The following is a 24,890-nucleotide window of genomic DNA, read 5'->3' on the forward strand; positions in this document are numbered from 1 at the left end:
CCACGCCAGCGGCGACACCGGCCGCAGCAGGCTGATCAACGGCGACAGCATGCTGTTCAGCACGCTGAAACGGCCGATCACGAAACCCATCGGGATGCCGACCAGCGCCGCGAGGCCGAAGCCGAGGGCCACGCGCTCCAGCGAGAACAGGATGTTCCAGCCGATGCCCTGGTCGTTCGGGCCCTTGCTGTAGAACGGGTCGGAGAACACCTTGATCGCCTCGACGAAGGTGGCCGCGGGCGTCGGGAAGGTCGTGCTCTTCAGCGTGAGCAAGGCCCAGATGCCGATCAGCAGGGCCGCGCCGGCGATCGGTGGCAGTACCTTGAACCAGAACTCGCGGGCGTCGAAGCGTGGCTTCGAGACCGCGGGTGCCGCGGGCCGGGGTGATGCGGGTTCGGCACTCCTGGGCGGCGTCGCGGCCTTAGCCTCGGCCGAGGCCTCGCGCGGTGAATGAAAGACAGCACTGACCATGGCGGTTCTCCGGAGAGTGGTTCGGTTCAAGCCTTGATGGCGAAGCTGTCGGCGTACTTCTTCGGGTCCTTGCCGTCCCAGACCACGCCGTCCATCAGCTTGCTGCTGCGCATCACGTCCTTGGGCACGCTGATCTTCAGTGCGCCTGCCGCCTGCTTGTAGAGATCGATCTGGTTGATCTGCTTGGCGACGGCGAGGTAGTCGGGGTGCTCCTTCAGCAGGCCCCAGCGCTTGTGCTGCGTCAGGAACCACATGCCGTCGCTGAGGTACGGGAAGTTGACCGCGCCGTCGTTGAAGAACTTCATGTGGTTCGGGTCGTCCCAGGTCTTGCCCATGCCGTTCTGGTAGCGGCCCAGGATGCGCTGGTTGATCGCGTCGACGCCGGTGTTGACGTAGCTTTTGTCGGCCACGGTCTCGGCCATCTTCAACTTGTTCTGCAGGCTCGCGTCGATCCAGCGGCCGGCCTCGAGAATCGCCATCATCACGGCGCGGCAGGTGTTCGGGTTCTTCTTGACGAAGTCGGCGGTGGTGCCGAGCGTCTTCTCGGGGTGGTCGCGCCAGATGTCCTGCGTGGTGATCGCGGTCACGCCGATGCCGTCCATGATCGCGCGGTGGCCCCAGGGCTCGCCGACGCAGAAGCCGTCCATGTTGCCCACGCGCATGTTGGCCACCATCTGCGGCGGCGGCACGGTGATCAGCTTGGCGCCCTTGACCGGGTCGATGCCCGACGCGGCCAGCCAGTAGTGCATCCACATCGCGTGGGTGCCGGTGGGGAAGGTGCCGGCGAAGGTGTATTCGCGCTTTTCCTTGGCCATCACCTTGGCGAGCGACGGTCCGTCGACGGCGCCCTTGTCGGCCAGCGTCTTCGACAAAGAGATCGCCTGGCCGTTGTTGTTCAGGCTCATCAGCACGGCCATGTCTTTCTTGGGGCCGCCCACGCCGAGGTGCACGCCGTAGATCAGGCCGTAGAGCACGTGCGCCATGTCGAGCTCGCCGTTGACGAGCTTGTCGCGAACCCCGGCCCAGGAGGCTTCCTTGGTCGGGATGATCTTCACGCCGTACTTCTTGTCGAAGCCGAGCACCGAGGCCATCACGACCGAGGCGCAGTCGGTCAGCGGAATGAAGCCGATGCGGACCTCTTCCTTTTCCGGCTTGTCGGAGCCCTGGGCGTAGACCGCCGACTGAAGGCCGGGAACGAGGCCGGCGGCGCCTGCGGCGGCAGCGCCCTTGATCAGGTTGCGTCTGCTCATGCTGATCTTTCGATGAAGGATGGGTGTCATGGCTGTGCTGTCGTCGGGTTCGGAAAACAAAAACGGCGTCCGCACGTCTCGGGCCGTGAAGCCACGATCGGTGGGGACGCCGTCGTCCTGAAGCAACCGCACCAGCGCTGGTGCGGTGAATTCATTCGAGCGGCCGCCGTTGGCCGCTCGGGGTCAATCAAGCAATGCGCGTGCCAGAAAAAACGAGGTCGTCGGGTGCCGGCCCGCACCGAGACCGTGCGCCGCTCAGGCGAGAAGCTCCGACACGTCGAGGATGCGCTGGGCCACGTCGGCCAGCTTCAGACCCTTGTCCATCGCGGTCTTGCGCAGGCGGGCGTAGGCTTCGACCTCACTCAGGCCGCTGCGCGCCATCAGGATGCCCTTGGCGCGATCGATGGTCTTGCGTTCCGACAACTGGCTGCGCGCGTCGGCCAGCTCGCGCCGCATGCCCTCTTCGTGCTGGAAGCGGGCCAGTGCCACGTCGAGCACGGGGCGCACCCGCTCCGGCGCCATGCCGGCCACCACGTAGGCGGTGACGCCCGCGGCGATGGCGTCGCGCACATGGGTGGTGTCGTTGTCTTCGGTGAACAGCACGATCGGGCGGCGTGCATCACGCGTGGCCATCACCACGTGCTCGAGGGTGTCGCGCGCCTGGCTCTCGGCGTCGACGATGATCATGTCGGGGCCGATCTGTGCCAGCCGCTCGGGCAGGAACACATCGGCAGGCAATACCGCGACGATGTTGTAGCCGTCTTGCAGCAGGCCGATGCGCAGGATGCGCGAGCGCTCGGCCTCGATGCGGGCCCCCGGGTCCGACGGGTCGGGCCAGAGCGAGTCGGGGGCGATGATGACGAGGCGCAGGTCCTGGACCGAAGACATGCAGCGTCATGAGCAACATTCACGCCAAGCTCGGGCCGCCGCGCGTGGCGGGCGAGCAGGTGCTCAGTCGAGCAGAAACAGGCGGGCCGAACGGCGCGCCGGGCTGGAATCAGCGCGGGCCGGGATGGCTCGACATGGCGCGGCGCAGCCAGCCGCCGAGCGGCCGCAGGGAGCCGAACAGCGAGTCGGGCACGAGCGAGTCGCGCTGGGAAATCATGCCCCGAGCGTCGAGCATCTCGATGAACTGGCGCACCTCTTGGCGGCGGATGCCGCTCACGCCCACCAACTGCGTCAGCGACATGTGCCGGTGCGACATGTCGCTCAGCATGCGGCGAAACGCGGTGCGGTCGAAAGGAGCTTGGAGCTCCGGCCAGGCGGCGAGGCGGTATTCCTTCATGGCTCCAACGATGTGTTTTTCGGCTTCGGGTCGGGCCCGCCGCTCGTCAAGAATTCACAGGGTATGCGCTCGCGCCAGGGCCGTGAAGGGGTGGAAGCTGCAAATTCGTGATTTCCGACACAGTCTGATCGCACGATACAAGCTGATTCATTTGGCTCAGGATGGCTTGCTGAGCGCGCGCTGCACCTCGCTTTGCCAGGGCAGGGCGTGCACCAGCTGGTGCAAGTGCACGGTGACCTGCACGTGGCTGAGCGCCTCGCCATGCGCGTCGAGCAGCCGAAGGTTGGTGACCATGCCGAACGGGTCGGCCATGGCGACCACGCCTTCCTGCAATTCGACCCAGTCCCAGGCCACGCCGGCCGAGTGGTCGACGCTCGCGTCGCCCCACAGCGTCTGGCCGCTGCAAGGGCTGGCCTCGTCGCCGAAAGTCAACACGCGCGTGCCGAGATGGACAAGATGCAGATGCGAGGCCGAGCTCGCCTGCCACAATACAGGCGGCCACGCGTAGACAATCCAGGCAGGGGTCATTCGGGTGGTCAACGTCGTCGCGCCGATGATGGGTCCTCGGTGGTTGAATCGATAGGCGAGAGTGTGGCGACGGATTCCGCTTTTGCCATCTGTCAACCCTGTCAGGTTCTTGTTTTGCAGGGCGCCACGGACGTGAAGGATTGCGCGGTGAGGTGAGAAGGGGCGGCATGCTTCAGGGTGGGTTCACAGAAGTGCTGGGGAGTCAGAGCCGGGAAGAGTTCCGGGATGAGGTCGTGGCCTTCACCAAGAGGATCGGCTTCGAGACCGTCTCGGCCACCGTCGTCATCGACCACCTGCTCGGCGAGGCCGAGTTCATCACCGTCGACAACACGCCGCAGGCCTACCGCGACTCTTTCCAGAACCGCGAGAACTGGCGCCTCGACCCGGTGATGCAGCACTGCAAGCGCCAGAGCATGCCCATCATCTGGAGCCAGAAGACCTACGTCTCGCAAGGCCTGGGCGACAAATGGGAAGAGCAGGCCCGCTACGGCTACCGCAACGGCATTGCGCTGGCGCTGCACATGCCCGAAGGCCGGCATTTCTTCCTCGGTGTCGACCGCGACCAGCCGGTGCCGATGCACGCCGGCGAATTGACCCGCGTGGTCGCCGACCTGCAGCTCTTTGCCGTGCACGCCCAAGACGCTGCCTTGCGCATCCTGGCGCCCGGTGGGTCCGAGCCGGGCAACCCGGCGCTCACGCCCCGCGAGCTCGAAACCCTGCGCTGGACCATGGAAGGCCGCACTGCCCGTGAAGTCGGGGAGGTTCTGGGCATCACCGAGCGCACCGCCGCGCTGCATGTGAACAACGCCACCCACAAGCTGGGCTGCGTCAACAAGCACCAGGCGGTGCTGAAGGCCCTGCGCCTTGGCTTGATTCGCTGAGGATTCCCGAAAAGCCGGGTTGTCGCGTCAACCCCCACCCTGTAAGACTTGACAGTTACGTAAAAGCTTCGCTCCTGTTTGAATGGCTGAAGTGCACGGATGGCGTGTACCCCACCTTCAGGAGCAGAGCATGCAACAACGTCAAACCACCGTCTCCCAGTTCGCCACCCCGTCCGTCGCTGCCGCCCAGGCATCGGCGAAGAGCGCCCCGATCGCGCTCGACGCCGCCACGCTCAAATTGGTGGCGGGCGGCGTCCAGGCCGCCGGCCCGAACGGCGGCTGGTCGAGCGCCGGCGCCGCCGGCCCGAACGGCGGCTGGTAAACCGGCCGGGCTGTCGTGGCCAGCCTGTTCCGCCCCGAAGTCCTGGAAAACCGCCAGCGCGACTGGCTGGGCAGCATTCAGCTGATCCGGCCGGTTTCGCTCGGCTTGCTCACGCTGTTCGTGCTGGCGACCGCCTTGGCGGTCGCTTGTTATCTCGTGCTGGGCGAGTACACGCGCAAGGCTCGTGTCACCGGCTACCTCGTCCCCGACCAAGGCGTCTTGCGCCTGATGTCGCCTCAGCCGGCCACGCTGCTCGAAGCCCACGCCGTCGAGGGCGCGTCGGTGCGTCAGGGCGACGTGCTGTTCGTGCTGTCGGTCGGTCAGTCGACGCTGAGTGGCGACACCCAAGCGGCGGTGCGCGCCAGCCTCGCGTTGCGTGAACAGAGCCTGCAGGGCGCGGCGCGACAGCGTGGTGCGCTAGAGCAGAACCAGCTCGGTGCGCTCGACCGCCAGATCGACGACATGCGGCGTGAACTCGGTTCCATGACGGCCGAGGCCGACCTGCAGCGCGAACGCCTCACACTGGCGCAGCAGGCGCAGGCGCGGCTCGAATCGCTGCGCAACGACAACTTCGTGTCGTCGGCACAGGTGCAGGCCAAGGCCGAAGAAGTGCTCGGCCTGAAGGCTCAGCTGCAGGCGCTGGAGCGCCAGCGGTCGGCCCATCTGCGCGAGATCGCCTCGCTTCAGGCGCAGCGCCGCGAATTGCCGATGAAAGCGCAGGCACAGCAGGGCGAGATCGCGCGTGACCTGGCCGCGCTGGGTCAGCAGGCGGCCGAGAACGAAGCCCGGCAGCGCATCGTGGTGCGGGCGCCGCAAGACGGCGTCGTCACCGGCGTATTGGCCCAGGTCGGCCAGACCGTCACGCCGAATGTGGCCATGGCCAGCCTGCTGCCGGCCAACGCGCGCTTGCAGGCGCAGCTTTTCGCACCGTCGAGCGCGGTCGGGTTCGTGCGGCCGAACCAGCCGGTGCAACTGCGCTACCAGGCTTTTCCGTACCAGAAGTTCGGCCACCAGACCGGCGCGGTGGCCATCGTCTCGCGCGCGCCGCTGCAAAGCGCCGAGCTCGCGGGGCTGCCGATGCAGGCCGCCGCCAACGCGGCGGCTGAACCGCTCTACCGCATCACCGTCACGCTCGACCAGCAAAGCGTGGCTGCCTACGGCCAGGCCCAGGCGCTGGTGCCGGGCATGCAGCTCGAAGCCGACGTACTGCTCGACCGTCGGCGCCTGATCGAGTGGCTCTTCGAGCCCGTGCTCGGCATCGCCGGCAAGGTGTGAGGGCGGTGGCTTCCGTGCTCGAGGGTCTGCGTCTGGGCATGTCGGGCCGGCGCCTGCCGATGATCCTGCAGACCGAAGCGGCCGAGTGCGGCCTGGCCTGCCTGGCCATGGTCGCTTCGCATCACGGGTATCAAAGTGATCTGCCCACGCTGCGCCAGCGCTTTTCGGTTTCGCTGAAGGGCGCGACCATGGCCGACCTGGTGCGCCTGGCCGGTCACATGCGGCTCAACGCGCGGGCGTTGCGGGCCGAGATGGAGCACCTGCCCGAACTCGCGCTGCCCTGCATCCTGCACTGGGACCTGAACCATTTCGTGGTGCTGAAGGAAGTCCGCCGTGGCGTGGCCGTGATCCACGACCCGGCCCGTGGCGTGCGCAGACTGCCGCTGGCCGAGTTGTCGAAACACTTCACCGGCATCGTGCTGGAGCTGGCGCCGCAGGCCGAGTTCGAGCCGCAGACCGCGCGCCAGAACGTGTCGTTGCGCCAACTCCTCGGCCGTGTGACGGGGCTCAAGCGTTCGCTGATCCAGATCTTCACGCTGGCGCTGGCGCTCGAGGCGTTCCTGCTGCTGTCGCCCTTCTTCCTGCAATGGGTCGTCGACAGCGTGTTGCTCAGCGCGGACCGTGATCTGCTCGTCACGCTCGGCATCGGCTTCGCGTTGCTCGTCTTGATGCAGGTTGGCGCGAGTGCGATCCGCTCGTGGGCGGTGCTGCACCTGTCGGCCACGCTCAACCTGCAGTGGTTGTCGAACGTGTTCGCGCACCTGATGCGCCTGCCGGTTTCGTGGTTCGAGAAACGCCACACCGGCGACGTGATGTCGCGCTTCGGCGCGGTGCAGAAGATCCAGCAGACGCTGACCACGAGCTTCGTGGAATCGGTGCTCGACGGGCTGCTGGTGGTCGTCACGCTCGCCATGATGTTCGTCTACAGCGGCACGCTCACGGCCATTGCCTGCGCCAGCGTGGCCGCCTATGCGCTGCTGCGCTGGGCCTTCTTCCGCCCGCTGCGCGAAGCGACCGAAGAGTCGATCATCTTCGAGGCCAAGCGTTCCAGCCACTTCCTCGAATCGCTGCGCGGCGTGCAGTCGATCAAGCTCTTCAACCGCCAGGAAGACCGGCAGGCGCGTTTCATGAACCTGGTGGTCGATGCGATGAACGCCAACATCGCGACCCGAAAGCTCGACCTGATGTTCAGCGTGCTGCACAAGCTGGTGTTCGGGCTCGAGCGCATCGCGATCGTCTGGGTCGGTGCCCTGCTGGTGATGGACCACATCTTCTCGGTCGGCATGCTGTTCGCGTTCATCGCCTACAAGGAACAGTTCGCACAGCGCGTCAGCGCGCTGATCGACAAGGTGGTCGAGCTCAAGATGCTCAGGTTGCAGGGCGAGCGCCTGGCCGACATCGTGCTCACGCCGCCCGAGCCGCAGGCCGAGCCGGCGCAGCCGCTGCCGGCGGGCAGCGCGCGCCTCGAGCTGCGCGACGTGAGCTTCGGTTATTCCGAAGCCGAGCCCGAGGTGTTGCGGCACCTCCACCTCGTCATCGAGCCGGGCGAATCGGTCGCCATCGTCGGCCCGTCGGGTTGTGGCAAGACCACGCTGCTCAAGCTGATGCTGGGCGTGCATGCGCCGCAGACGGGCGAGATCCGCGTCGGTGGCCTCGCGTTGCGCCAGCTCGGCTTGCGTGCCTGGCGCGACATGATCGGCACCGTGATGCAGGACGACCAGCTCTTCGCCGGTTCGATCGCCGACAACATCAGCTTCTTCGACCCCGAGGCCGACCCGGCCTGGGTCACGCAGTGCGCCCGCATCGCGGCCGTGGCCGACGAGATCGGCGCGATGCCGATGGGCTTTCACACCCTGATCGGCGACATGGGGACGAGCATTTCCGGCGGGCAGAAACAGCGCATCCTGCTGGCGCGGGCGCTCTACAAGCGGCCCAAGCTGCTGTTCCTCGACGAGGCGACCAGCGCCCTCGACGTGGAGCGCGAGCGCGAGGTGAACCAGGCGATCCGCCAGCTCGATCTCACGCGCATCATCGTCGCGCACCGGCCCGAGACCATCGCCTCGGCGAGCCGCGTGATCGTGCTGCAAGACGGCAAGGTGGCGCAAGACCTGCGCAGCGTGCCGGGCGGCGGGGGCAGCACGCACGCCCGCTGAAGCCACGGGGCAGGGCGGGTGCGGCCCTAAACTTCGCCCCATGAACATTCTCGGCATCGAGTCGTCGTGCGACGAAACCGGCGTGGCGCTGGTGCGCGCCGCCGCGAGCGGCACGCCGACGCTGCTGGCACATGCGCTGCACAGCCAGATCGACATGCACCAGGCCTATGGTGGCGTGGTGCCCGAACTCGCTTCGCGCGACCACATCCGGCGTGTGCTGCCACTGGCGCGCCAAGTGATGCAAGAGGCGGGTGCCGCGCTGGCCGACATCGACGTGGTGGCCTACACCCGCGGCCCGGGGCTGGCCGGCGCGCTGCTGGTCGGCGCCGGCGTGGCGTGTTCGCTCGCTGCGTCGCTGGGCAAGCCGGTGGTCGGCGTGCACCACCTCGAAGGCCACCTGCTGTCGCCGTTTCTCTCGGCCGACCCGCCGGCGTTTCCGTTCATCGCGCTGCTCGTGTCGGGCGGGCACACCCAGCTGATGCGCGTCGACGACGTGGGCCTCTACGAACTGCTCGGCGAGACCATCGACGACGCGGCCGGCGAAGCCTTCGACAAATCGGCCAAGCTGCTCGGGCTGGGCTACCCGGGCGGGCCGGCGCTGGCACGTCTGGCCGAGTTCGGCGACGCGTCGACCTTCACCTTGCCGCGCCCTCTGCTGCACAGCGGCAACCTCGACTTCTCGTTCGCGGGGTTGAAGACGGCGGTGCGCACGCAGGTGCTCAAGCTGGGCAGCAACGTGTGCGAGGAGGACAAGGCGCACTTGGCGGCAGCTACGCAGCAGGCGATCGTCGACGTGCTGGTGCGCAAGTCGGTGCAGGCGCTGCGCGACACCGGGCTCAAGCGCATCGTCGTAGCCGGCGGTGTCGGGGCGAACGCCTTGCTGCGCGAACAACTGAACCGCGAATGTGCCAAACGCCAGGTCCGGGTGCACTACCCCGAGCTGGCGCTGTGCACCGACAACGGCGCGATGATCGCGCTCGCCGCGGCGATGCGCATGCAGCGCGACAGCGCCGCCGCCTCGAACGACTACGCGTTCGATGTGCGGCCGCGCTGGCCGCTGGCCACGGTCAACGCCGCGCTCAGTTGATGCTCAACTGGGTCGCGCCGGTCGCGACCTTCTTTGCCAGCGTGAGCGTCAGCACGCCGTTCTCGAACTTCGCTTGCGACGCGGTCTGGTCGACCTCTGCCGGCAGGCTCACGGTGCGGGCGTAGCGCGCGACGCTGCGTTCGCGGTAGAGCGTGCGGGCCGCGTCCTTCGGCGCTTCGGCCGACGCACCCTCGGCGGGCTCGGCCTTCGGCAGGTCCACGGTTTCGATGCTCACGCGGCGGCCTTCGACCGACACCTTGAGCTGCTCGCGGGTCACGCCAGGCACGTCGAACACGACGTTGTAGGCGGTGTCGGTTTCGCTGACGTCGAGTGCCGGGGTGCGCGTTTCGGCGCTGGCCGAAGCGCCGCGCACGTGGCGATCGAACGACTCGTCGAACAGACGATCGAACGCACGGCTGTAGTGCGGCGTGGCCAGGCGGTGGGCGGTACGGGACAGAGGCAGGACGAACATGGCGGGCTCCTACAATCGGGTTTCGCTGCTGCACCGTGCAGCAACCATGCCGCTGAATTTGGAGCGGCATTTTTGTTTTCAAGGGCCTTGAAATTGCGGAAGCCGACGAGATTTCTGGGAGCGCTGGGCCTGGCTCTGGTGCTGTGCGGCGTGGCCGCGCAAGGCAGCACCGTGCCGGTCCGCATCGCGATGATCGAAGGCCTGTCGGGCAGCTTCGGCCATGCCGGCGAAGCCGTACACCGCAACCTGCTGCTGGCGGTGGAGCGCATCAACGCGCGCGGTGGCGTGCGTTTGCCCGGCGGCGCGCGGCCGCTGGAATTGCTGCGCTTCGACAGCAAGGGCAACAACGAGGAAACGTTGGCGATGCTGAGGCTGGCGCTCGACCAGAACGTGGGGTTCGTGATGCAGGGCAACAGCTCGTCGGCGGCCGCGGTGCTGATCGACGCGCTCAACAAGCACAACGAACGCGAGCCGCAGCGCCGCGCGCTGTTCCTCAACTACTCGGCCGTCGACCCGTTGCTCACCAACGAAAAGTGCAGCTTCTGGCACTTTCGTTTCGATGCGCACGCCGACATGCGCCTGGCCGCGCTGACCGGCGTGCTGCAAGACGATGCCCGTGTAAAGAAGGTCTACCTGATCGGCCAGGACTACAGCTTCGGGCAGCAGGTGTTGCGCAGGGCGCGCGCCGAGATCTCTGCCCGGCGCCCCGACATCCAGATCGTCGGCGACGAGTTGCACGCGCTCGGCCGAATCAAGGACTTTCTGCCCTACGCCGCCAAGATCAAGGCGAGCGGCGCGCAGGCGGTCTTGACCGGCAACTGGGGCAACGACCTCACGCTGTTGATCAAGGCGGCCCGTGAGGCTGGCGTCGATGCGAGTTTCTACACGTTCTATGGCAATGCCCTGGGGGCGCCAGCGGCGATCGGCGAGGCCGGCGTGGTCCGTGTGCTGGCGGTGGCCGAGTGGCACCCGAACGTGGGCACGCCGGCTTCCGAGCGTTTCTACGCGGGCTTCCGCGAGCGTTTCCCGAAGCCGCAGGACGACTATGTGCACGCGCGCATGCAGGTCATGGTCGAGATGCTGGCCGCGGCGATCGAACAGGCCCGCAGCACCGACCCGGTGGCTGTGGCCAGGGCGCTCGAAGGCATGGTGCTCGACCGGAACACGCTCGGTGGTTTTCACGAAGGCACGATGCGCGCTGCCGACCACCAGTTCATCCAGCCGCTCTACGTGAGCGTGATGGACCGAGTGGGCGCCCCCGGTGTGGCGCACGACAATGAAGGTTCGGGCTTCGGCTTCAAGACGCTGCGCCGGATCGAAGCGCGCCAGACCGAACAGCCCCACACCTGCAAGATGGAACGCCCCTGAAGGAAACCCATGCGCCAAGTCATCGATGAATTGCCCGGCTCGAAGATCCGCGAGGTCGCCAACGCCGGCCTCGGCCGCAGCGATGTGCTGCCGTTCTGGTTCGGTGAGAGCGACGAGCCGACGCCAGGCTTCATTCGCGACGCCGCGATCCGCTCGCTGAACGAAGGCGAAACCTTCTATGCCCACAACCTGGGCCTGCCCGAGCTCCGCGAAGCCCTGTCGGCCTACATCGGTAGCCTGCACCGGCCGGTGAGCGCGGCGCGCATCGCGGTCACATCGTCGGGCGTCAATGCGCTGATGCTGGCGATGCAGGCGCTCGCCGGGCCGGGCGACGAAGTGGTGGCGGTGGTGCCGGTGTGGCCGAACCTCACCTCGCAGCCGGTGATCCTCGGCGCCAGCGTGAAGCGGGTGTCGCTGCAGGTGCGCGAAGGCGCCTGGCAGCTCGACATGGCGGCGCTGCTCGCGGCCGTCACACCGAAGACGAACGTGCTGCTCGTCAACGCACCGAACAACCCGACCGGCTGGACGCTGACACGCGCCGAGCAGGAGACGGTCCTCGCGCATTGCCGGCGCACCGGCACCTGGATCGTGGCCGACGAGGTCTACGAGCGGGTGTATTTCAAGCCGCGGGCGAAATGCGCGCCCAGCTTCCTCGACATCGCCGAGCCCGACGACCGCCTGGTCGTGGCGCACAGCTTCTCGAAGAGTTTCCTGATGACCGGCTGGCGCCTGGGTTGGCTGGTGATGCCGCCGGCGCTGATCGAGGCCATGGGCAAGCTGGTCGAGTTCAACACCTCGTGCGCGCCGGTCTTCGTGCAGCGCGCTGGTTTGGCGGCGCTCGCCGGCGCCGCCGACTTCGTCCCGGGCCTGACCCAGCGCCTGAAACACTGCCGCGACACCTTGTTGCCGCAGCTTCAGGCCTTGCCGGGCGTGCAGGTCGCCACACCCGAAGGCGGCATGTACGCCTTCTTCCGCGTCGAAGGGCAAGACGATTCGCTCGCCTTCGCCAAGCGGCTCGTCACCGAGGCGGGCCTGGGCCTGGCGCCCGGCGTGGCCTTCGGCGGCGAGGCCGAGGGCTGGCTGCGCTGGTGCTTCGCGTCGAACGATCCCCAGCGGCTGACGCAGGGGGTCGAGCGGCTGAAACGATTCCTCGGGCTATAATCTGCGGGTTTTGCGTCTGGCGGGTATCTGCCGGGCAAGGAACAAGGCACGCCACTGGTCGGTTTCACCGGTGTGCGCAAGTGGGCTCCACCGCGAGCATTTTCGAAACCGTGGCATTCCTCCATCGAGCCTTCATGGGCGGCAGGGTGACTCGGTTTCATTCAACTGGAAACGAGAAATGTCCAACGCCACCATCGACAAGGCCGAGATCGTCAAGGCCAATGCGCGCAGCGCCAACGACACCGGGTCGCCGGAAGTTCAGGTCGCCATCCTGACCGCACGCATCAACGACCTGACGCCGCACTTCAAGACCCACATGAAAGACCACCACGGTCGCCGGGGCCTGTTGAAGATGGTCAACCAGCGCAAGAGCCTGCTGGCCTACCTGAAAGACCGTGACGCCGAGCGTTACACCGCGCTGATCCAGAAGCTGGGCCTGCGCAAGTAATCAGCGGTATCGAAAGAGAGCCTGTCTGGAATTCGCCAGCACAGGCTCTTCGTCTTTGGAGAGGTGGCCCGTCGCCCCTCGCCGAAAGCGCTCCACACCAACCGGAGACACCTGAATGAGCATGTTCAAAAAAGTCAGCAAGACCTTCCAATGGGGTCAGCACACCGTCATTCTCGAGACCGGTGAAATCGCGCGCCAGTCGGGCGGCGCGGTCATCGTGAACATCGAAGACACCGTGGTGCTCGCCACCGTGGTCGCCGCCAAGAACCCGAAGCCCGGGCAAGACTTCTTCCCGCTGACCGTCGACTACATCGAAAAAACCTACGCCGCCGGCAAGATCCCCGGCAGCTTCTTCAAGCGTGAAGGCCGCCCGAGCGAGCTCGAGACGCTGACCTCGCGCCTGATCGACCGCCCGCTGCGCCCGCTGTTCCCCGAAGGCTTCTACAACGAAGTGCAGGTCGTGGTGCACGTGCTGTCGCTGAACCCGGAAGTCTCGGCCGACATCGCCGCGCTGATCGGCTCGTCGGCTGCGCTCGCGATCTCGGGCATCCCGTTCAACGGCCCGATCGGTGCTGCGCGCGTCGGCTACATCAACGGCGAATACGTGCTGAACCCGGGCAAGACACAACTGCTCGACTCGAAGATGGACCTCATCGTCGCCGGCACCGAAACCGCCGTGCTGATGGTGGAGTCGGAAGCCCAGCAACTCTCTGAAGAGATCATGCTCGGCGGCATCGTGTTCGGCCAGCAGCAGAGCAACATCGCGATCAATGCGATCCACGAGCTGGTGCGTGACGCCGGCAAGTCGGCCTGGGAATGGGCAGCGCCCGCGAAAGACGAAGCCTTCATCGGCAAGGTCACCGCGCTGGCCGAAGGCCCGCTCCGCGCGGCCTACCAGATCCGCTCGAAGCAGGCCCGCACCCACGCCACCCGCGAAGTGACGGCCGCCACCATGGCCGCGCTGAAGGGCGACAACGTCGAGTTCGACAAGGTCAACCTCGAGAACGTGCTGTTCGAGATCGAAGCGCGCATCGTGCGCAGCCAGATCCTCTCGGGCGAGCCGCGCATCGACGGCCGCGACACGCGCACCGTGCGTGCCATCGAGATCCGCAACAGCGTGTTGCCGCGCGCCCACGGTTCGTCGCTGTTCACGCGTGGTGAAACCCAGGCGCTGGCCGTGGCCACGCTCGGCACCGCGCGCGACGCGCAGCGTATTGACGCGCTCTCGGGCGAGTTCACCGAGCACTTCATGCTGCACTACAACATGCCCCCGTTCGCCACCGGCGAAACCGGGCGCGTGGGCACGCCCAAGCGCCGCGAGATCGGCCACGGCCGCCTCGCCAAGCGTGCGCTGGTCGCGGTGCTGCCGAGCCAGGCCGACTTCCCGTACTCGATGCGCGTGGTGTCTGAAATCACCGAGTCGAACGGTTCCTCGTCGATGGCTTCGGTGTGCGGCGGCTGCCTCGCGCTGATGGACGCCGGTGTGCCGCTGAAGGCACACGTGGCCGGCATCGCCATGGGCCTGATCAAGGACGGCAGCCGCTTCGCGGTGCTGACCGACATCCTCGGCGACGAAGATCACCTCGGCGACATGGACTTCAAGGTGGCCGGCACGACCGCTGGCGTGACCGCGCTGCAGATGGACATCAAGATCCAGGGCATCACCAAGGAAATCATGCAGGTCGCTTTGGCGCAAGCCAAGGAAGCGCGCCTGCACATCCTGGGCAAGATGACCGAGGTGATGAGCACCGCGAACACCGAGGTGTCGCAGTTCGCACCGCGCCTGTACACGATGAAGATCAACCCGGAAAAGATCCGCGACATCATCGGTAAGGGCGGCGCCACGATCCGTGCGCTGACCGAAGAGACCGGTTGCACGATCGACATCGGCGAAGACGGCACGATCACGATCGCGTCGACCGATGCGGGCAAGGCCGAGAACGCCAAGAAGCGCATCGCCGAGATCACCGCTGAAGTCGAGATCGGCAAGGTCTACGAAGGCCCGATCACGAAGATCCTCGACTTCGGCGCGCTCGTGAACCTGCTGCCGGGCAAGGACGGCCTGCTGCACATCAGCCAGATCGCGCACCAGCGCGTCGAGAAGGTCACCGACTTCCTGAAGGAAGGCCAGATCGTCAAGGTCAAGGTGCTCGAAACCGACGAGAAGGGTCGCGTCAAGCTGTCGATGAAGGCGCTGATCGAGCGCGAACAACAAGCGCCGCATCAGGACTGATTCCGGGTGGAGTGCCGCGCTGCGCCTTTTCATGGCGCAACGCGGTGTGTGTTCAAGACCCTGGAGACTCACAAGATGAAGGCCATCGAGATCACGGCATTCGGCAAGCCCGAGGTGCTGGTCGCCACCGAGCGGCCCGCGCCCGTTGCCGGCATTGGCGAGGCGCTGATTCGTGTCGCCGCGGCCGGCGTGAACCGGCCCGACGTGCTGCAACGCAAGGGCCTGTACCCGGTGCCGCCGGGTGCTTCCGACTTGCCCGGCCTCGAGGTGGCAGGTGTCATCGAGTCGGGTGACTCGACGGCGCTGGCCGAAGCGGGCCTGAAGGTCGGCGACCGTGTGTGTGCGCTCGTGGCCGGCGGCGGTTATGCCGAGCTGTGCGTTGCGCCGGTCGGCCAGTGCCTGCCGGTGCCGGCAGGCCTGAGCGACATCGAAGCGGCGAGCCTGCCGGAAACCTTCTTCACGGTCTGGTCGAACGTGTTCGACCGGGCGCGCCTGCAAGCCGGTGAGACGCTGCTGATCCAGGGCGGCACCAGCGGCATCGGTGTGACGGCGATCCAGCTCGCCAAGGCGGCCGGCGCGACCGTGATCGCCACGGCCGGCAGCGACGAGAAGTGCGCCGCCTGCGTGCAACTCGGCGCCGACCACGCGATCAACTACCGTGAGCTCGACTTCGTCGAAGAGGTCAAGCGCATCACGGGCGGCAAGGGCGTCGACGTGGTGCTCGACATGGTCGCGGGCGCCTATGTGGCGCGCGAGATCAAGTGCCTGGCCGAAGACGGGCGCATCGTCATCATCGCAGTGCAGGGTGGGGTCGAGTCGCAGATCGATGCCGGCCTCGTGCTGCGCAAGCGCCTGGTCATCACCGGTTCGACGCTGCGCCCGCGCCCGGTGTCGTTCAAGACCGCCATCGCGAAATCTCTGCGCCATAACGTGTGGCCCTGGCTCGAAGCCGGCCGCGTGAAGCCGGTGATCCACCAGGTGTTCCCGGCCGAGCAGGCAGCGGCTGCGCACACGCTGATGGAAAGCAACCAGCACATCGGCAAGCTCGTGCTGGTGTGGTGAACAGCCCAACGGAATCACATTCGATGCGTCGCAAACTCGTCGTCGGCAACTGGAAGATGAACGGCAGCCGTGCAGCCAACGCCGAACTGCTGGCTGCGCTGAAGGCCGCCGGCCCGTGGGTGGCCGACGTGGCGGTGTGTGCCCCGGCGGTCTACCTCGGCGAGGTGGCCTTGTCGTTGCAGGGCGAAAACATCAAGTGGGGCGCGCAGGATTGCTCGGCGTTCGAGTCGGGCGCCTACACCGGCGAGATGTCGGCGGCGATGCTGGCCGAGTTCGGCTGCCGCTACGTGCTCGTGGGCCACTCCGAGCGCCGCGCGATGCACGGCGAGTCGGACCAGCTCGTGGCTGACAAGGCCAAGGCCGCGCTTGCGCACCGGCTCACGCCCATCGTCTGTGTCGGTGAAACGCTGGCAGAGCGTGAAGCCGGCCAGACCGACGCCGTGGTCAAGCGCCAGTTGTCGGCGGTGATTCACACGCTCGCGCACTGCGTTCCGCAGATCGTGGTGGCCTACGAGCCGGTCTGGGCCATCGGCACCGGCAAGACGGCTTCGCCCGAACAAGCGCAGGCCGTGCATGCCTTGCTGCGCGCCCAGCTCAAGGCCGCGAGCGCACACGCGGCCGTCATGAAGATCCTCTACGGCGGCAGCGTCAAGGCCGACAACGCCGCGGTGCTGTTCGCGCAGCCCGACATCGACGGTGGCCTGATCGGTGGTGCCTCGTTGAAGGCCGCCGAGTTCGCCGCCATCTGCCGCGCCGCGGGCTGACCCAACCATATTCTCGGAGTCGAAAGAAATGAACCTGTTGTTGAACCTGGTGGTGGCGTTGCAGATCATTGCAGCGCTGGTGATGATCGGCCTCGTGCTCATTCAGCACGGCAAGGGTGCCGACATGGGTGCGTCGTTCGGCAGTGGTGCATCGGGCAGCCTGTTCGGTGCAACCGGCAGCGCGAACTTCATGTCGCGCTCGACGGCGGTGTGCGCGGCGGTGTTCTTCGCCTGCACGCTGGCTCTGGCCTACTTCTCGAACGACCGTGCACGCCCGGCCACGGGCAGCGTGCTCGATCGTCCGGCGATGAGCGCTCCGGCCGCCAGCGTGCCCGCCACCGGCGCCGCGCTGATCCCCGGCGCGGCGAGTGCGCCGGCCGCCGTGGCACCTGCTGCATCGGTCGTTCCTGCGTCGGGCGCGGGCGCAGTTCCGTCCAAATGAAGTGACGCGCGTCAGGCGCGTCGAACAGCGACTGTCACAGAGGGCGTGACAGCGTTGTTGCGGTGCAGCGAACTCGCTGGATCGCACGACCTTTGTGGTTAGAATCTCCTGTTGTTTGGTAAGCAATTTCCTCACGCAAACCAGACACGAATCGAGTGCTAGGCCGTCGTGGTGAAATTGGTAGACACGCTATCTTGAGGGGGTAGTGGCGAAAGCTGTGCGAGTTCGAGTCTCGCCGACGGCACCATCGAATTGTTCGGGCTTGACGCCATAGCGGCGAGTTCGGAGTGCTCCAGCCCAGGCACGCCTTGCCGGCGTGTGACACGACATGAATCTGGAACCTTATCTGCCCGTCATCCTGTTCATTCTGATCGGGGCAGCAGTGGGCGTGGCGCCGCAGGTTCTCGGGTTCGTGCTCGGCCCGCGCCGGCCCGACAAAGCCAAGAATTCCCCCTACGAGTGCGGCTTCGAAGCCTTCGAAGACGCGCGCATGAAGTTCGACGTGCGCTACTACCTCGTCGCCATCCTGTTCATTCTTTTCGACCTCGAAATCGCGTTCCTCTTCCCCTGGGCGGTGTCGCTCAAGGAGATCGGGCCGACGGGCTTCTGGGCCATGATGATTTTCCTGGGCATTCTTGTCGTCGGCTTTGCCTACGAGTGGAAAAAGGGTGCGCTCGACTGGGAATGATGAGAGAGCATCACGATGGGCATTGAAGGCGTACTCAAAGAGGGCTTCGTCACCACCAGCGTCGACACGCTGCTGAACTGGTCGAAGACCGGTTCGTTGTGGCCGATGACCTTCGGTCTGGCGTGCTGCGCCGTCGAGATGATGCACGCCGGCGCTGCGCGCTACGACATCGACCGTTTCGGCATGCTGTTTCGCCCCAGCCCGCGCCAGAGCGATCTGATGATCGTGGCCGGCACGCTGTGCAACAAGATGGCGCCGGCGCTGCGCAAGGTCTACGACCAGATGGCCGAGCCGCGCTGGGTGCTGAGCATGGGCTCGTGCGCCAACGGCGGCGGCTACTACCACTACAGCTACTCGGTGGTGCGCGGCTGCGACCGCATCGTGCCGGTCGACGTCTACGTGCCGGGCTGCCCGCCCACGGCCGAGGCGCTGCTCTACGGCGTGCTGCAACTGCAGGCGAAGATTCGCCGCGAAAACACGATCGCGCGCTGATGAGCAAACTCGACACATTGCAGGCTGCGTTGCAGTCGGTTCTCGGCGAGCGCGTCAAGACGCTGGTGCGCGAACGCGGCGAGATCACGATCACCGTCGCCGCCGCCGACTACATCGCCGCTGCCCTCGCACTGCGCGACCATGCCGAGCTCAAGTTCGAGCAGTTGATCGACCTCTGCGGTGTCGACTACTCCGCCTACAAAGACCAGCCCTGGGAAGGCGCGCGTTTCTGCGCCGTCTCGCACCTGCTCTCGGTCACCCACAACTGGCGTCTGCGGCTGAAGTCGTTCTGCCCCGACGACGACGTGCCGGTGATCGATTCGCTCACCGAGGTCTGGAGCTCGGCCAACTGGTTCGAGCGTGAAGCCTTCGACCTCTACGGCATCATCTTCGAGGGTCACCTCGACTTGCGTCGCATCCTCACCGACTACGGGTTCATCGGCCACCCGTTCCGCAAGGACTTCCCGACCTCCGGGCACGTCGAGATGCGCTACGACGCCGAGCAGAAGCGCGTGATCTACCAGCCGGTGACGATCGAACCGCGCGAGATCACGCCGCGCATCATCCGCGAAGACAACTACGGCGGCTTGCGTTGAAGCACCAGCATGGCTGACATCAAGAACTACACGCTCAACTTCGGCCCGCAGCACCCGGCCGCGCACGGTGTGCTGCGCCTCGTGCTCGAACTCGACGGTGAAGTGATCCAGCGTGCCGACCCGCACATCGGCCTCTTGCACCGCGCGACCGAGAAGCTCGCCGAGAGCAAGACCTTCATCCAGTCGCTGCCCTACATGGACCGTCTCGACTACGTGTCGATGATGTGCAACGAACACGCCTACTGCCTGGCGATCGAGAAGCTGCTGGGTGTCGACGTGCCGGTGCGCGCGCAGTACATCCGCGTGATGTTCAGCGAGATCACACGGCTGCTGAACCACCTCATGTGGCTCGGCGCGCACGGCCTCGACTGCGGTGCGATGAACGTCTTCATCTATTGCTTCCGCGAGCGCGAAGACCTGTTCGACATGTACGAAGCGGCCTCGGGCGCGCGCATGCACGCCGCCTACTTCCGCCCGGGCGGTGTGTACCGCGACCTGCCCGACGTGATGCCGCAGTACAAGGCCTCGAAGATCCGCAACACCAAGGCGATCTCGGCGCTGAACGAGAACCGCCAGGGCTCGCTGCTCGACTTCATCGACGATTTCGTCGCGCGTTTCCCGAAGTGTGTCGACGACTACGAGACGCTGCTGACCGACAACCGCATCTGGAAACAGCGCACCGTCGGCATCGGCGTGGTCACGCCCGAGCGTGCCCTGAACCTCGGCTTCACCGGCCCGATGCTGCGCGGCTCGGGCGTGCTCTGGGACCTGCGCAAGCACCAGCCCTACGACGTCTACGACCAGATGGACTTCGACATTCCGCTCGGCGTGAATGGCGACACCTACGACCGTTACCTCGTTCGAGTGGAAGAGATGCGCCAGTCGAACCGCATCATCAAGCAGTGCGTCGACTGGTTGCGTGCCAACGAAGGCCCGGTGATCACGAGCAACCACAAGGTGGCACCGCCGTCGCGGCTCGACATGAAGTCGGGCATGGAAGACCTGATCCACCACTTCAAGCTCTTCACCGAAGGTTTCCACGTGCCCGAAGGTGAAGCCTACGCGGCGGTCGAGCACCCGAAGGGCGAGTTCGGCATCTACATCGTGAGCGATGGCGCGAACAAGCCGTACCGCTTGAAGATCCGCCCGCCCGGCTTCCCGCACCTCGCGGCGCTCGACGAGATGGCGCGTGGCCACATGATCGCCGACGCCGTGGCCGTGATCGGCACGATGGACATTGTGTTTGGAGAGATCGACCGGTGAGCGCTCACGAGATGATTTCCGACGCGACCCGCGCGCGCTTCGACAAGGAAGTGGCCAAGTACCCGGCCGACCAGAAGCAGTCGGCCGTGATGGCGTGCCTGGCGATCGTGCAGCAGGAACAGGGCTTCGTGTCGGGCGAGAGCGAGAAGCTCGTCGCCGACTACCTGGGCATGCCGCCGATCGCGGTGCACGAGGTCACGACCTTCTACAACATGTACAACCAGCACGCGCTGGGCAAGTACAAGTTCAACGTCTGCACCAACCTGCCATGCCAGTTGCGCAATGGCCAGGAAGCGCTGAATCACCTGTGCTCGCGCCTCGGGGTGGAAGAGGGCGGCACCACGGCCGACGGCCTGTTCACGGTGCAGAAGAGCGAGTGCCTCGGTGCCTGCGCCGACGCACCGGTGCTGCTGGTGAATGACAGGCAGATGGTCAGCTTCATGGACAACAAGAAGCTCGACGAACTCGTTGCCACCTTGAAGGCCCACGCCGCATGAACACGCTGCCCGACCTCTCGAAGTTCCAGGCCAGCGGCGTCGAAACCTGCTTTCACGGCCGCCACATCGGCGCACAGATCTACGACGGCCTCGATGGCAAGAACTGGCGCCTGAAAGACTACGAGGCGCGTGGCGGTTACCAGGCGCTGCGCAAGATCCTGGCGCAAGGCACGGACCCGAACAGCAGTGACGGCCAGCCGCTCGGCATGACGGCCGACCAGGTCATCGCCGAGGTCAAGGCCTCGGGCCTGCGTGGCCGAGGCGGTGCCGGCTTTCCGACCGGCCTGAAGTGGAGCTTCATGCCACGCATGTTTCCCGGGGCCAAGTACCTCGTCTGCAATTCCGACGAAGGCGAACCCGGCACCTGCAAGGACCGCGACATCCTGATGTTCAACCCGCACATCGTCATCGAAGGCATGGCGATCGCGGCGTACGCGATGGGCATCAAGGTCGGCTACAACTACATCCACGGCGAGATCTTCGAAGGCTACGAACGCTTCGAAGAGGCGCTCGAAGAAGCGCGCGCTGCGGGTTACCTGGGTGACAACCTGCTCGGCTCCACGTTCAGCTTCCAGCTGCACGCGGCCCACGGTTTCGGCGCCTACATCTGCGGTGAAGAAACCGCGCTGCTCGAATCGCTCGAAGGCAAGAAAGGCCAGCCGCGTTTCAAGCCGCCGTTCCCGGCCAGCTACGGCCTGTATGGCAAGCCGACCACGATCAACAACACCGAGACCTTCGCGGCGGTGCCGTGGATCATCCGCAATGGCGGCGTGGCCTACCTCGAGATCGGCAAGCCGAACAACGGCGGCACCAAGATCTTCTCGGTCGTCGGTGACGTGCAGCGCCCCGGCAACTTCGAAGTGCCCCTGGGCACGCCGTTCTCGAAGCTGCTCGAACTCGCCGGTGGCGTGCGCGAAGGCCGCACGCTGAAGGCCGTGATCCCGGGTGGCTCGTCGTCGCCGGTGCTCACCGCCGAGGTGATGATGAACACGACGATGGACTACGACGCCATCGCCAAGGCCGGCTCGATGCTCGGCTCGGGCGCGGTGATCGTGATGGACGACACCCGTTGCATGGTGAAGAGCCTGCTGCGCCTGTCGTACTTCTACATGCACGAAAGCTGCGGCCAGTGCACGCCCTGCCGCGAAGGCACGGGCTGGCTCTACCGCATGGTCGAGCGCATCGCCGACGGCAAGGGCCGCATGGAAGACATCGACCTGCTGAACTCGGTGGCCGACAACATCCAGGGCCGCACCATCTGTGCGCTCGGCGACGCAGCGGCGATGCCGGTGCGCGCGATGATCAAGAACTTCCGTGACGAGTTCGTGCACCTGATCGAACACAAGACCGCCAAGGTCGCGGCCGCTCCACAAGCGCTTGCCGCCTGAGAACCCCATGATCGAAATCGAACTCGACGGCAAGAAGGTAGAGGTTGTTGAAGGCAGCATGATCATGCATGCCGCCGACAACGCCGGCACCTACATCCCGCACTTCTGCTATCACAAGAAGCTCAGCATCGCGGCCAACTGCCGCATGTGCCTGGTCGACGTCGAGAAGGCGCCCAAGCCCATGCCGGCCTGCGCCACGCCGGTCACGCAGGGCATGATCGTTCGCACCAAGAGTGCGAAGGCGCTGCAGGCCCAGAAGGGCGTGATGGAGTTCCTGCTCATCAACCACCCGCTCGACTGCCCCATCTGCGACCAGGGTGGCGAGTGCCAGCTGCAAGACCTGGCGGTCGGCTACGGCGCCTCGAGCACGCGCTACAACGAAGAGAAGCGCGTCGTCTTCCACAAGAACGTGGGCCCGCTGATCTCGATGGAAGAGATGAGCCGCTGCATCCACTGCACCCGCTGCGTGCGCTTCGGCCAAGAGGTTGCCGGCGTGATGGAGCTCGGCATGATCCACCGCGGCGAGCACTCCGAGATCACCACCATCCTCGGCGAGACGATCGACTCCGAACTGTCGGGCAACATGATCGACGTCTGCCCGGTCGGCGCGCTCACCAGCAAGCCTTTCCGCTACAGCGCCCGCACCTGGGAGCTGTCGCGCCGCAAGAGCGTGAGCCCGCACGACAGCACGGGCGCGAACCTGATCGTGCAGGTCAAGAACAACCAGGTGATGCGCGTCGTTCCGCTCGAGAACGAAGACGTGAACGAATGCTGGGTCGCCGACCGCGACCGCTTTTCCTACGAAGCGCTGAACGGGCCCGAGCGCCTGACTGCGCCCATGGTCAAGCAGGGCGGTTCCTGGCAAGCCACCGACTGGCCGACCGCACTCGAATACATCGCGCGCAGCCTGAAGCAGATCAAGGCCGACCAAGGCGCGGCGAGCATCGGTGCGCTCGGCTCGGCGCACAGCACGGTCGAAGAACTGCATTTGCTGGCCAAGCTCGTGCGCGGCCTGGGCAGCGAGAACATTGACCACCGCACGCGCCACGCCGACTTCAGCGCGACGCAGGGCGTTCGGTGGCTGGGCACCTCGATTGCCTCGCTATCGAACCTGCAACGTGTGCTGGTCGTCGGCTCGTTCCTGCGCAAGGACCACCCGCTGTTCGCGCAACGCATCCGCCAGGCCGCCCGCAAGGGCGCCAAGGTGCACAGCATCCATGCGGTGCACGACGATTGGCTGATGCCGGTCGCGACCCAGCTCTCCGCGGCGCCGAGCCAGTGGGTTCAGGCGCTCGCCGATGTGGCTGTTGCCGTGGCGCAAGCCAAGGGCGCGAACGCGCCGCTGGCCGGGCAGGCCGGTGAGGCCGCCCAGGCAATCGCGAGCTCGCTGCTCAGTGGCGAGCGCAAGGCCGTGTTGCTGGGCAGCGCAGCGGCGCAGCACCCGGATGCAGCTTCGCTGCTGGCGCTCGCGAACTGGATCGCCGAGCAGACTGGCGCGAGCGTCGGCTTCCTCGGCGAAGCGGCCAACAGCGTCGGTGCGCAGCTCGTGGCCGCGCAGCCGGGCAATGGCGGCCTCAACGCCGGGCAGATGCTCGGCGCCGCCGCCGGTGGCGCGCTCAAGGCCTGCCTGCTGCTGAACCTCGAGCCCGCGCTCGACGCGCACAACGGTGCCGCTGCCAACGCTGCCTTGAGTGCGATGGACCTGGTGGTCGTGATGAGCCCGTTCAAGACCGCCGGTGTGGACGTGGCCGACCTGATGCTGCCGATCGCGCCGTTCACAGAAACCTCGGGTACGTTCGTCAATGCCGAAGGCCGGGTTCAGAGTTTCCACGGTGTCGTGAAGCCGCTCGGCGAGACGCGCCCCGCGTGGAAGCTGCTGCGTGTGCTGGGCAACATGCTCGACCTGAAGGGCTTCGACTTCGAGACCTCGGAAGACGTGCGCTCCGAAGCGCTCGGCGACGTCGCCTCGATCCCCGCCCGCCTGAGCAACGCAGGCGGTGCGGCGGTGCCTGGCACGGCGTCTGGCGCCACGCTCGAGCGCATCGCCGACGTGCCGATCTACGCCACCGATTCGCTGGTGCGCCGCGCCACGTCGCTGCAGCTCACCGCCGATGCACGCGCACCGGTGGCCAGCCTGCCGCCGGCCTTGTGGTCGCAGCTCGGCCTGAACGACGGCGACAAGGTGCGCGTGTCGCAAGGTGCGGCCATGGTCGTGCTCGGCGCCCGCGTCGACAGCACGTTGGCCGCGGGCACCGTGCGCGTTCCGGCCGGCCATGTCGACACCGCCATGCTGGGCGCGATGTTCGGCGAAGTCCGCGTCGAAAAGGCATAGGCCGAACATGCTCGACACCATCACCTCGTTTGGAAGCTCCCTGCTCGGCCCGGTCTGGCCCGTGGCCTGGGCCGTGATCAAGATCGTTGCGCTGATCCTGCCGCTGATGGGCTGCGTGGCCTACCTCACGCTGTGGGAACGCAAGGCCATCGGCTGGAGCCAGATCCGCCCCGGCCCGAACCGTGTCGGCCCGCTCGGGCTGCTGCAGCCGATCGCCGACGCCGTCAAGCTGCTGTTCAAGGAGATCATCGTTCCGACGGCCGCCAACAAGGCCCTGTTCTTCCTCGGCCCGGTGATGACGATCATGCCGGCGCTGGCCGCCTGGGCCGTCGTGCCTTTCGGCCCCGAAGTGGCGCTGGCCAACGTCAACGCCGGCCTGCTGTTCCTGATGGCGATCACCTCGATGGAGGTCTACGGCGTGATCATCGCCGG

26 protein-coding genes and 1 tRNA gene are annotated in these 24,890 nt (G+C 66.3%); 21 read left to right on the plus strand and 6 right to left on the minus strand.

The annotated features are described in order from the left end of the window. The 5 genes from AC30PD_RS24295 to AC30PD_RS24315 all read right to left on the minus strand — a co-directional run. Nucleotides 1–471: ABC transporter permease (locus AC30PD_RS24295; protein WP_489538270.1), on the minus strand; the 471-nt coding region annotated here is incomplete at its 3' end. A 26-nt stretch (nt 472–497) separates the two neighbouring features. Further along, complete coding sequence (locus AC30PD_RS24300; protein WP_489538271.1) at nt 498–1,721, minus strand: CmpA/NrtA family ABC transporter substrate-binding protein; 1,224 nt, start codon at nt 1,719–1,721, stop codon at nt 498–500. A gap of 255 nt (nt 1,722–1,976) precedes the next feature. After that, nucleotides 1,977–2,609 (minus strand): ANTAR domain-containing response regulator, encoded by a 633-nt coding sequence (locus tag AC30PD_RS24305; RefSeq protein WP_489538272.1) that lies wholly within the window; start codon nt 2,607–2,609, stop codon nt 1,977–1,979. Between the two features lie 109 nt (nt 2,610–2,718). Then, entirely contained in the window at nt 2,719–3,006 is a 288-nt protein-coding gene (locus AC30PD_RS24310; RefSeq protein ID WP_489538273.1) for a hypothetical protein, read from the minus strand. Between the two features lie 156 nt (nt 3,007–3,162). Continuing rightward, nucleotides 3,163–3,534, minus strand: coding sequence for a DUF4902 domain-containing protein (locus AC30PD_RS24315; protein ID WP_489538274.1), 372 nt, complete (start codon nt 3,532–3,534; stop codon nt 3,163–3,165). Between the two features lie 167 nt (nt 3,535–3,701). On the opposite strand from AC30PD_RS24315, the gene AC30PD_RS24320 reads away from it, so the two are divergent. The 5 genes from AC30PD_RS24320 (at nt 3,702) to tsaD (ending at nt 9,252) form a co-directional block, all read left to right on the plus strand. Beyond that, on the plus strand, nt 3,702–4,415 hold the full coding sequence (locus AC30PD_RS24320; RefSeq protein WP_489538275.1) for a helix-turn-helix transcriptional regulator: 714 nt from the start codon (nt 3,702–3,704) through the stop codon (nt 4,413–4,415). A gap of 130 nt (nt 4,416–4,545) precedes the next feature. Continuing rightward, the gene (locus AC30PD_RS24325; RefSeq protein WP_489538276.1) at nt 4,546–4,737 is read left to right on the plus strand and encodes a hypothetical protein; all 192 of its coding nucleotides are present in this window, start codon (nt 4,546–4,548) and stop codon (nt 4,735–4,737) included. Nucleotides 4,738–4,752: 15 nt separating this feature from the next. Continuing rightward, entirely contained in the window at nt 4,753–6,012 is a 1,260-nt protein-coding gene (locus tag AC30PD_RS24330; RefSeq protein WP_489538277.1) for an HlyD family secretion protein, read from the plus strand. A 5-nt stretch (nt 6,013–6,017) separates the two neighbouring features. Beyond that, the gene (locus tag AC30PD_RS24335) at nt 6,018–8,165 is read left to right on the plus strand and encodes a peptidase domain-containing ABC transporter (RefSeq protein WP_489538278.1); all 2,148 of its coding nucleotides are present in this window, start codon (nt 6,018–6,020) and stop codon (nt 8,163–8,165) included. A gap of 40 nt (nt 8,166–8,205) precedes the next feature. Continuing rightward, nucleotides 8,206–9,252, plus strand: coding sequence for a tRNA (adenosine(37)-N6)-threonylcarbamoyltransferase complex transferase subunit TsaD (tsaD, locus tag AC30PD_RS24340; RefSeq protein ID WP_489538279.1), 1,047 nt, complete (start codon nt 8,206–8,208; stop codon nt 9,250–9,252). Here the strand turns inward: tsaD and AC30PD_RS24345 are convergent. After that, entirely contained in the window at nt 9,245–9,724 is a 480-nt protein-coding gene (locus tag AC30PD_RS24345) for an Hsp20/alpha crystallin family protein (RefSeq protein WP_489538280.1), read from the minus strand. The two genes, tsaD and AC30PD_RS24345, sit on opposite strands and share 8 nt — an antisense overlap. A 93-nt stretch (nt 9,725–9,817) precedes the next feature. Here AC30PD_RS24345 and AC30PD_RS24350 point away from each other — a divergent pair, with 93 nt between their 5' ends. The 16 genes from AC30PD_RS24350 to AC30PD_RS24425 form a co-directional block, all read left to right on the plus strand. Then, a complete protein-coding gene (locus AC30PD_RS24350) occupies nt 9,818–11,092 on the plus strand; it encodes a branched-chain amino acid ABC transporter substrate-binding protein (protein WP_489538294.1) in 1,275 nt (424 codons plus the stop codon). Between the two features lie 9 nt (nt 11,093–11,101). Next, a complete protein-coding gene (locus AC30PD_RS24355) occupies nt 11,102–12,253 on the plus strand; it encodes a pyridoxal phosphate-dependent aminotransferase (RefSeq protein ID WP_489538281.1) in 1,152 nt (383 codons plus the stop codon). 178 nt (nt 12,254–12,431) lie between these two features. Further along, nucleotides 12,432–12,701, plus strand: a complete 270-nt coding sequence (rpsO, locus tag AC30PD_RS24360) for a 30S ribosomal protein S15 (RefSeq protein WP_489538282.1) — start codon at nt 12,432–12,434, stop codon at nt 12,699–12,701. A gap of 115 nt (nt 12,702–12,816) precedes the next feature. Further along, nucleotides 12,817–14,934 (plus strand): polyribonucleotide nucleotidyltransferase, encoded by a 2,118-nt coding sequence (pnp, locus tag AC30PD_RS24365; protein WP_489538283.1) that lies wholly within the window; start codon nt 12,817–12,819, stop codon nt 14,932–14,934. Nucleotides 14,935–15,009: 75 nt separating this feature from the next. Beyond that, nucleotides 15,010–15,996: an NAD(P)H-quinone oxidoreductase gene (locus AC30PD_RS24370; protein ID WP_489538284.1), complete on the plus strand. Its 987-nt coding sequence runs from the start codon at nt 15,010–15,012 to the stop codon at nt 15,994–15,996. 23 nt (nt 15,997–16,019) lie between these two features. Continuing rightward, a complete protein-coding gene (gene tpiA, locus AC30PD_RS24375) occupies nt 16,020–16,760 on the plus strand; it encodes a triose-phosphate isomerase (protein ID WP_489538285.1) in 741 nt (246 codons plus the stop codon). 28 nt (nt 16,761–16,788) lie between these two features. Then, nucleotides 16,789–17,202 carry a preprotein translocase subunit SecG gene (gene secG / locus AC30PD_RS24380; protein ID WP_489538286.1) on the plus strand — a complete coding sequence of 138 codons (414 nt, stop codon included), beginning with the start codon at nt 16,789–16,791 and terminating at the stop codon, nt 17,200–17,202. A 162-nt stretch (nt 17,203–17,364) separates the two neighbouring features. Further along, nucleotides 17,365–17,449 (plus strand) — tRNA-Leu (locus AC30PD_RS24385). 81 nt (nt 17,450–17,530) lie between these two features. Next, nucleotides 17,531–17,890, plus strand: a complete 360-nt coding sequence (locus tag AC30PD_RS24390) for an NADH-quinone oxidoreductase subunit A (protein ID WP_489538287.1) — start codon at nt 17,531–17,533, stop codon at nt 17,888–17,890. 15 nt (nt 17,891–17,905) lie between these two features. Further along, on the plus strand, nt 17,906–18,382 hold the full coding sequence (locus tag AC30PD_RS24395; protein WP_489538288.1) for a NuoB/complex I 20 kDa subunit family protein: 477 nt from the start codon (nt 17,906–17,908) through the stop codon (nt 18,380–18,382). Then, nucleotides 18,382–18,978, plus strand: a complete 597-nt coding sequence (locus AC30PD_RS24400; RefSeq protein ID WP_489538289.1) for an NADH-quinone oxidoreductase subunit C — start codon at nt 18,382–18,384, stop codon at nt 18,976–18,978. Before AC30PD_RS24395 ends, AC30PD_RS24400 begins: the two co-directional genes overlap by 1 nt. A 9-nt stretch (nt 18,979–18,987) precedes the next feature. Next, nucleotides 18,988–20,241: an NADH-quinone oxidoreductase subunit D gene (locus tag AC30PD_RS24405; RefSeq protein WP_489538290.1), complete on the plus strand. Its 1,254-nt coding sequence runs from the start codon at nt 18,988–18,990 to the stop codon at nt 20,239–20,241. 11 nt (nt 20,242–20,252) lie between these two features. Further along, nucleotides 20,253–20,738 (plus strand): NADH-quinone oxidoreductase subunit NuoE family protein, encoded by a 486-nt coding sequence (locus AC30PD_RS24410; RefSeq protein ID WP_489538295.1) that lies wholly within the window; start codon nt 20,253–20,255, stop codon nt 20,736–20,738. Further along, nucleotides 20,735–22,126: an NADH-quinone oxidoreductase subunit NuoF gene (gene nuoF, locus AC30PD_RS24415; RefSeq protein ID WP_489538291.1), complete on the plus strand. Its 1,392-nt coding sequence runs from the start codon at nt 20,735–20,737 to the stop codon at nt 22,124–22,126. Before AC30PD_RS24410 ends, nuoF begins: the two co-directional genes overlap by 4 nt. 7 nt (nt 22,127–22,133) lie before the next feature. Then, nucleotides 22,134–24,458, plus strand: coding sequence for an NADH-quinone oxidoreductase subunit NuoG (gene nuoG, locus AC30PD_RS24420; RefSeq protein WP_489538292.1), 2,325 nt, complete (start codon nt 22,134–22,136; stop codon nt 24,456–24,458). A gap of 7 nt (nt 24,459–24,465) precedes the next feature. Continuing rightward, on the plus strand, nt 24,466–24,890 hold a 425-nt coding region (locus tag AC30PD_RS24425; protein WP_489538293.1), incomplete at its 3' end, for a complex I subunit 1/NuoH family protein.

The sequence above is a fragment of the Rhizobacter sp. genome (assembly GCF_032229685.1).
Classification (GTDB): domain Bacteria; phylum Pseudomonadota; class Gammaproteobacteria; order Burkholderiales; family Burkholderiaceae_C; genus LMDS01.

Coding starts and splice junctions, on each gene's coding strand:
- rpsO (WP_489538282.1), top strand. CDS start 12,432: ATGTCCAACGCCACCATCGACAAGGCCGAGATCGTCAAGGCCAATGCG.
- nuoF (WP_489538291.1), top strand. CDS start 20,735: ATGAACACGCTGCCCGACCTCTCGAAGTTCCAGGCCAGCGGCGTCGAA.
- AC30PD_RS24395 (WP_489538288.1), top strand. CDS start 17,906: ATGGGCATTGAAGGCGTACTCAAAGAGGGCTTCGTCACCACCAGCGTC.
- AC30PD_RS24345 (WP_489538280.1), bottom strand. CDS start 9,724: ATGTTCGTCCTGCCTCTGTCCCGTACCGCCCACCGCCTGGCCACGCCG.
- AC30PD_RS24370 (WP_489538284.1), top strand. CDS start 15,010: ATGAAGGCCATCGAGATCACGGCATTCGGCAAGCCCGAGGTGCTGGTC.
- AC30PD_RS24405 (WP_489538290.1), top strand. CDS start 18,988: ATGGCTGACATCAAGAACTACACGCTCAACTTCGGCCCGCAGCACCCG.
- AC30PD_RS24410 (WP_489538295.1), top strand. CDS start 20,253: ATGATTTCCGACGCGACCCGCGCGCGCTTCGACAAGGAAGTGGCCAAG.
- AC30PD_RS24305 (WP_489538272.1), bottom strand. CDS start 2,609: ATGTCTTCGGTCCAGGACCTGCGCCTCGTCATCATCGCCCCCGACTCG.
- pnp (WP_489538283.1), top strand. CDS start 12,817: ATGAGCATGTTCAAAAAAGTCAGCAAGACCTTCCAATGGGGTCAGCAC.
- AC30PD_RS24300 (WP_489538271.1), bottom strand. CDS start 1,721: ATGAGCAGACGCAACCTGATCAAGGGCGCTGCCGCCGCAGGCGCCGCC.
- secG (WP_489538286.1), top strand. CDS start 16,789: ATGAACCTGTTGTTGAACCTGGTGGTGGCGTTGCAGATCATTGCAGCG.
- AC30PD_RS24355 (WP_489538281.1), top strand. CDS start 11,102: ATGCGCCAAGTCATCGATGAATTGCCCGGCTCGAAGATCCGCGAGGTC.
- nuoG (WP_489538292.1), top strand. CDS start 22,134: ATGATCGAAATCGAACTCGACGGCAAGAAGGTAGAGGTTGTTGAAGGC.
- AC30PD_RS24390 (WP_489538287.1), top strand. CDS start 17,531: ATGAATCTGGAACCTTATCTGCCCGTCATCCTGTTCATTCTGATCGGG.
- tsaD (WP_489538279.1), top strand. CDS start 8,206: ATGAACATTCTCGGCATCGAGTCGTCGTGCGACGAAACCGGCGTGGCG.
- AC30PD_RS24325 (WP_489538276.1), top strand. CDS start 4,546: ATGCAACAACGTCAAACCACCGTCTCCCAGTTCGCCACCCCGTCCGTC.
- AC30PD_RS24315 (WP_489538274.1), bottom strand. CDS start 3,534: ATGACCCCTGCCTGGATTGTCTACGCGTGGCCGCCTGTATTGTGGCAG.
- AC30PD_RS24400 (WP_489538289.1), top strand. CDS start 18,382: ATGAGCAAACTCGACACATTGCAGGCTGCGTTGCAGTCGGTTCTCGGC.
- AC30PD_RS24320 (WP_489538275.1), top strand. CDS start 3,702: ATGCTTCAGGGTGGGTTCACAGAAGTGCTGGGGAGTCAGAGCCGGGAA.
- AC30PD_RS24310 (WP_489538273.1), bottom strand. CDS start 3,006: ATGAAGGAATACCGCCTCGCCGCCTGGCCGGAGCTCCAAGCTCCTTTC.
- tpiA (WP_489538285.1), top strand. CDS start 16,020: ATGCGTCGCAAACTCGTCGTCGGCAACTGGAAGATGAACGGCAGCCGT.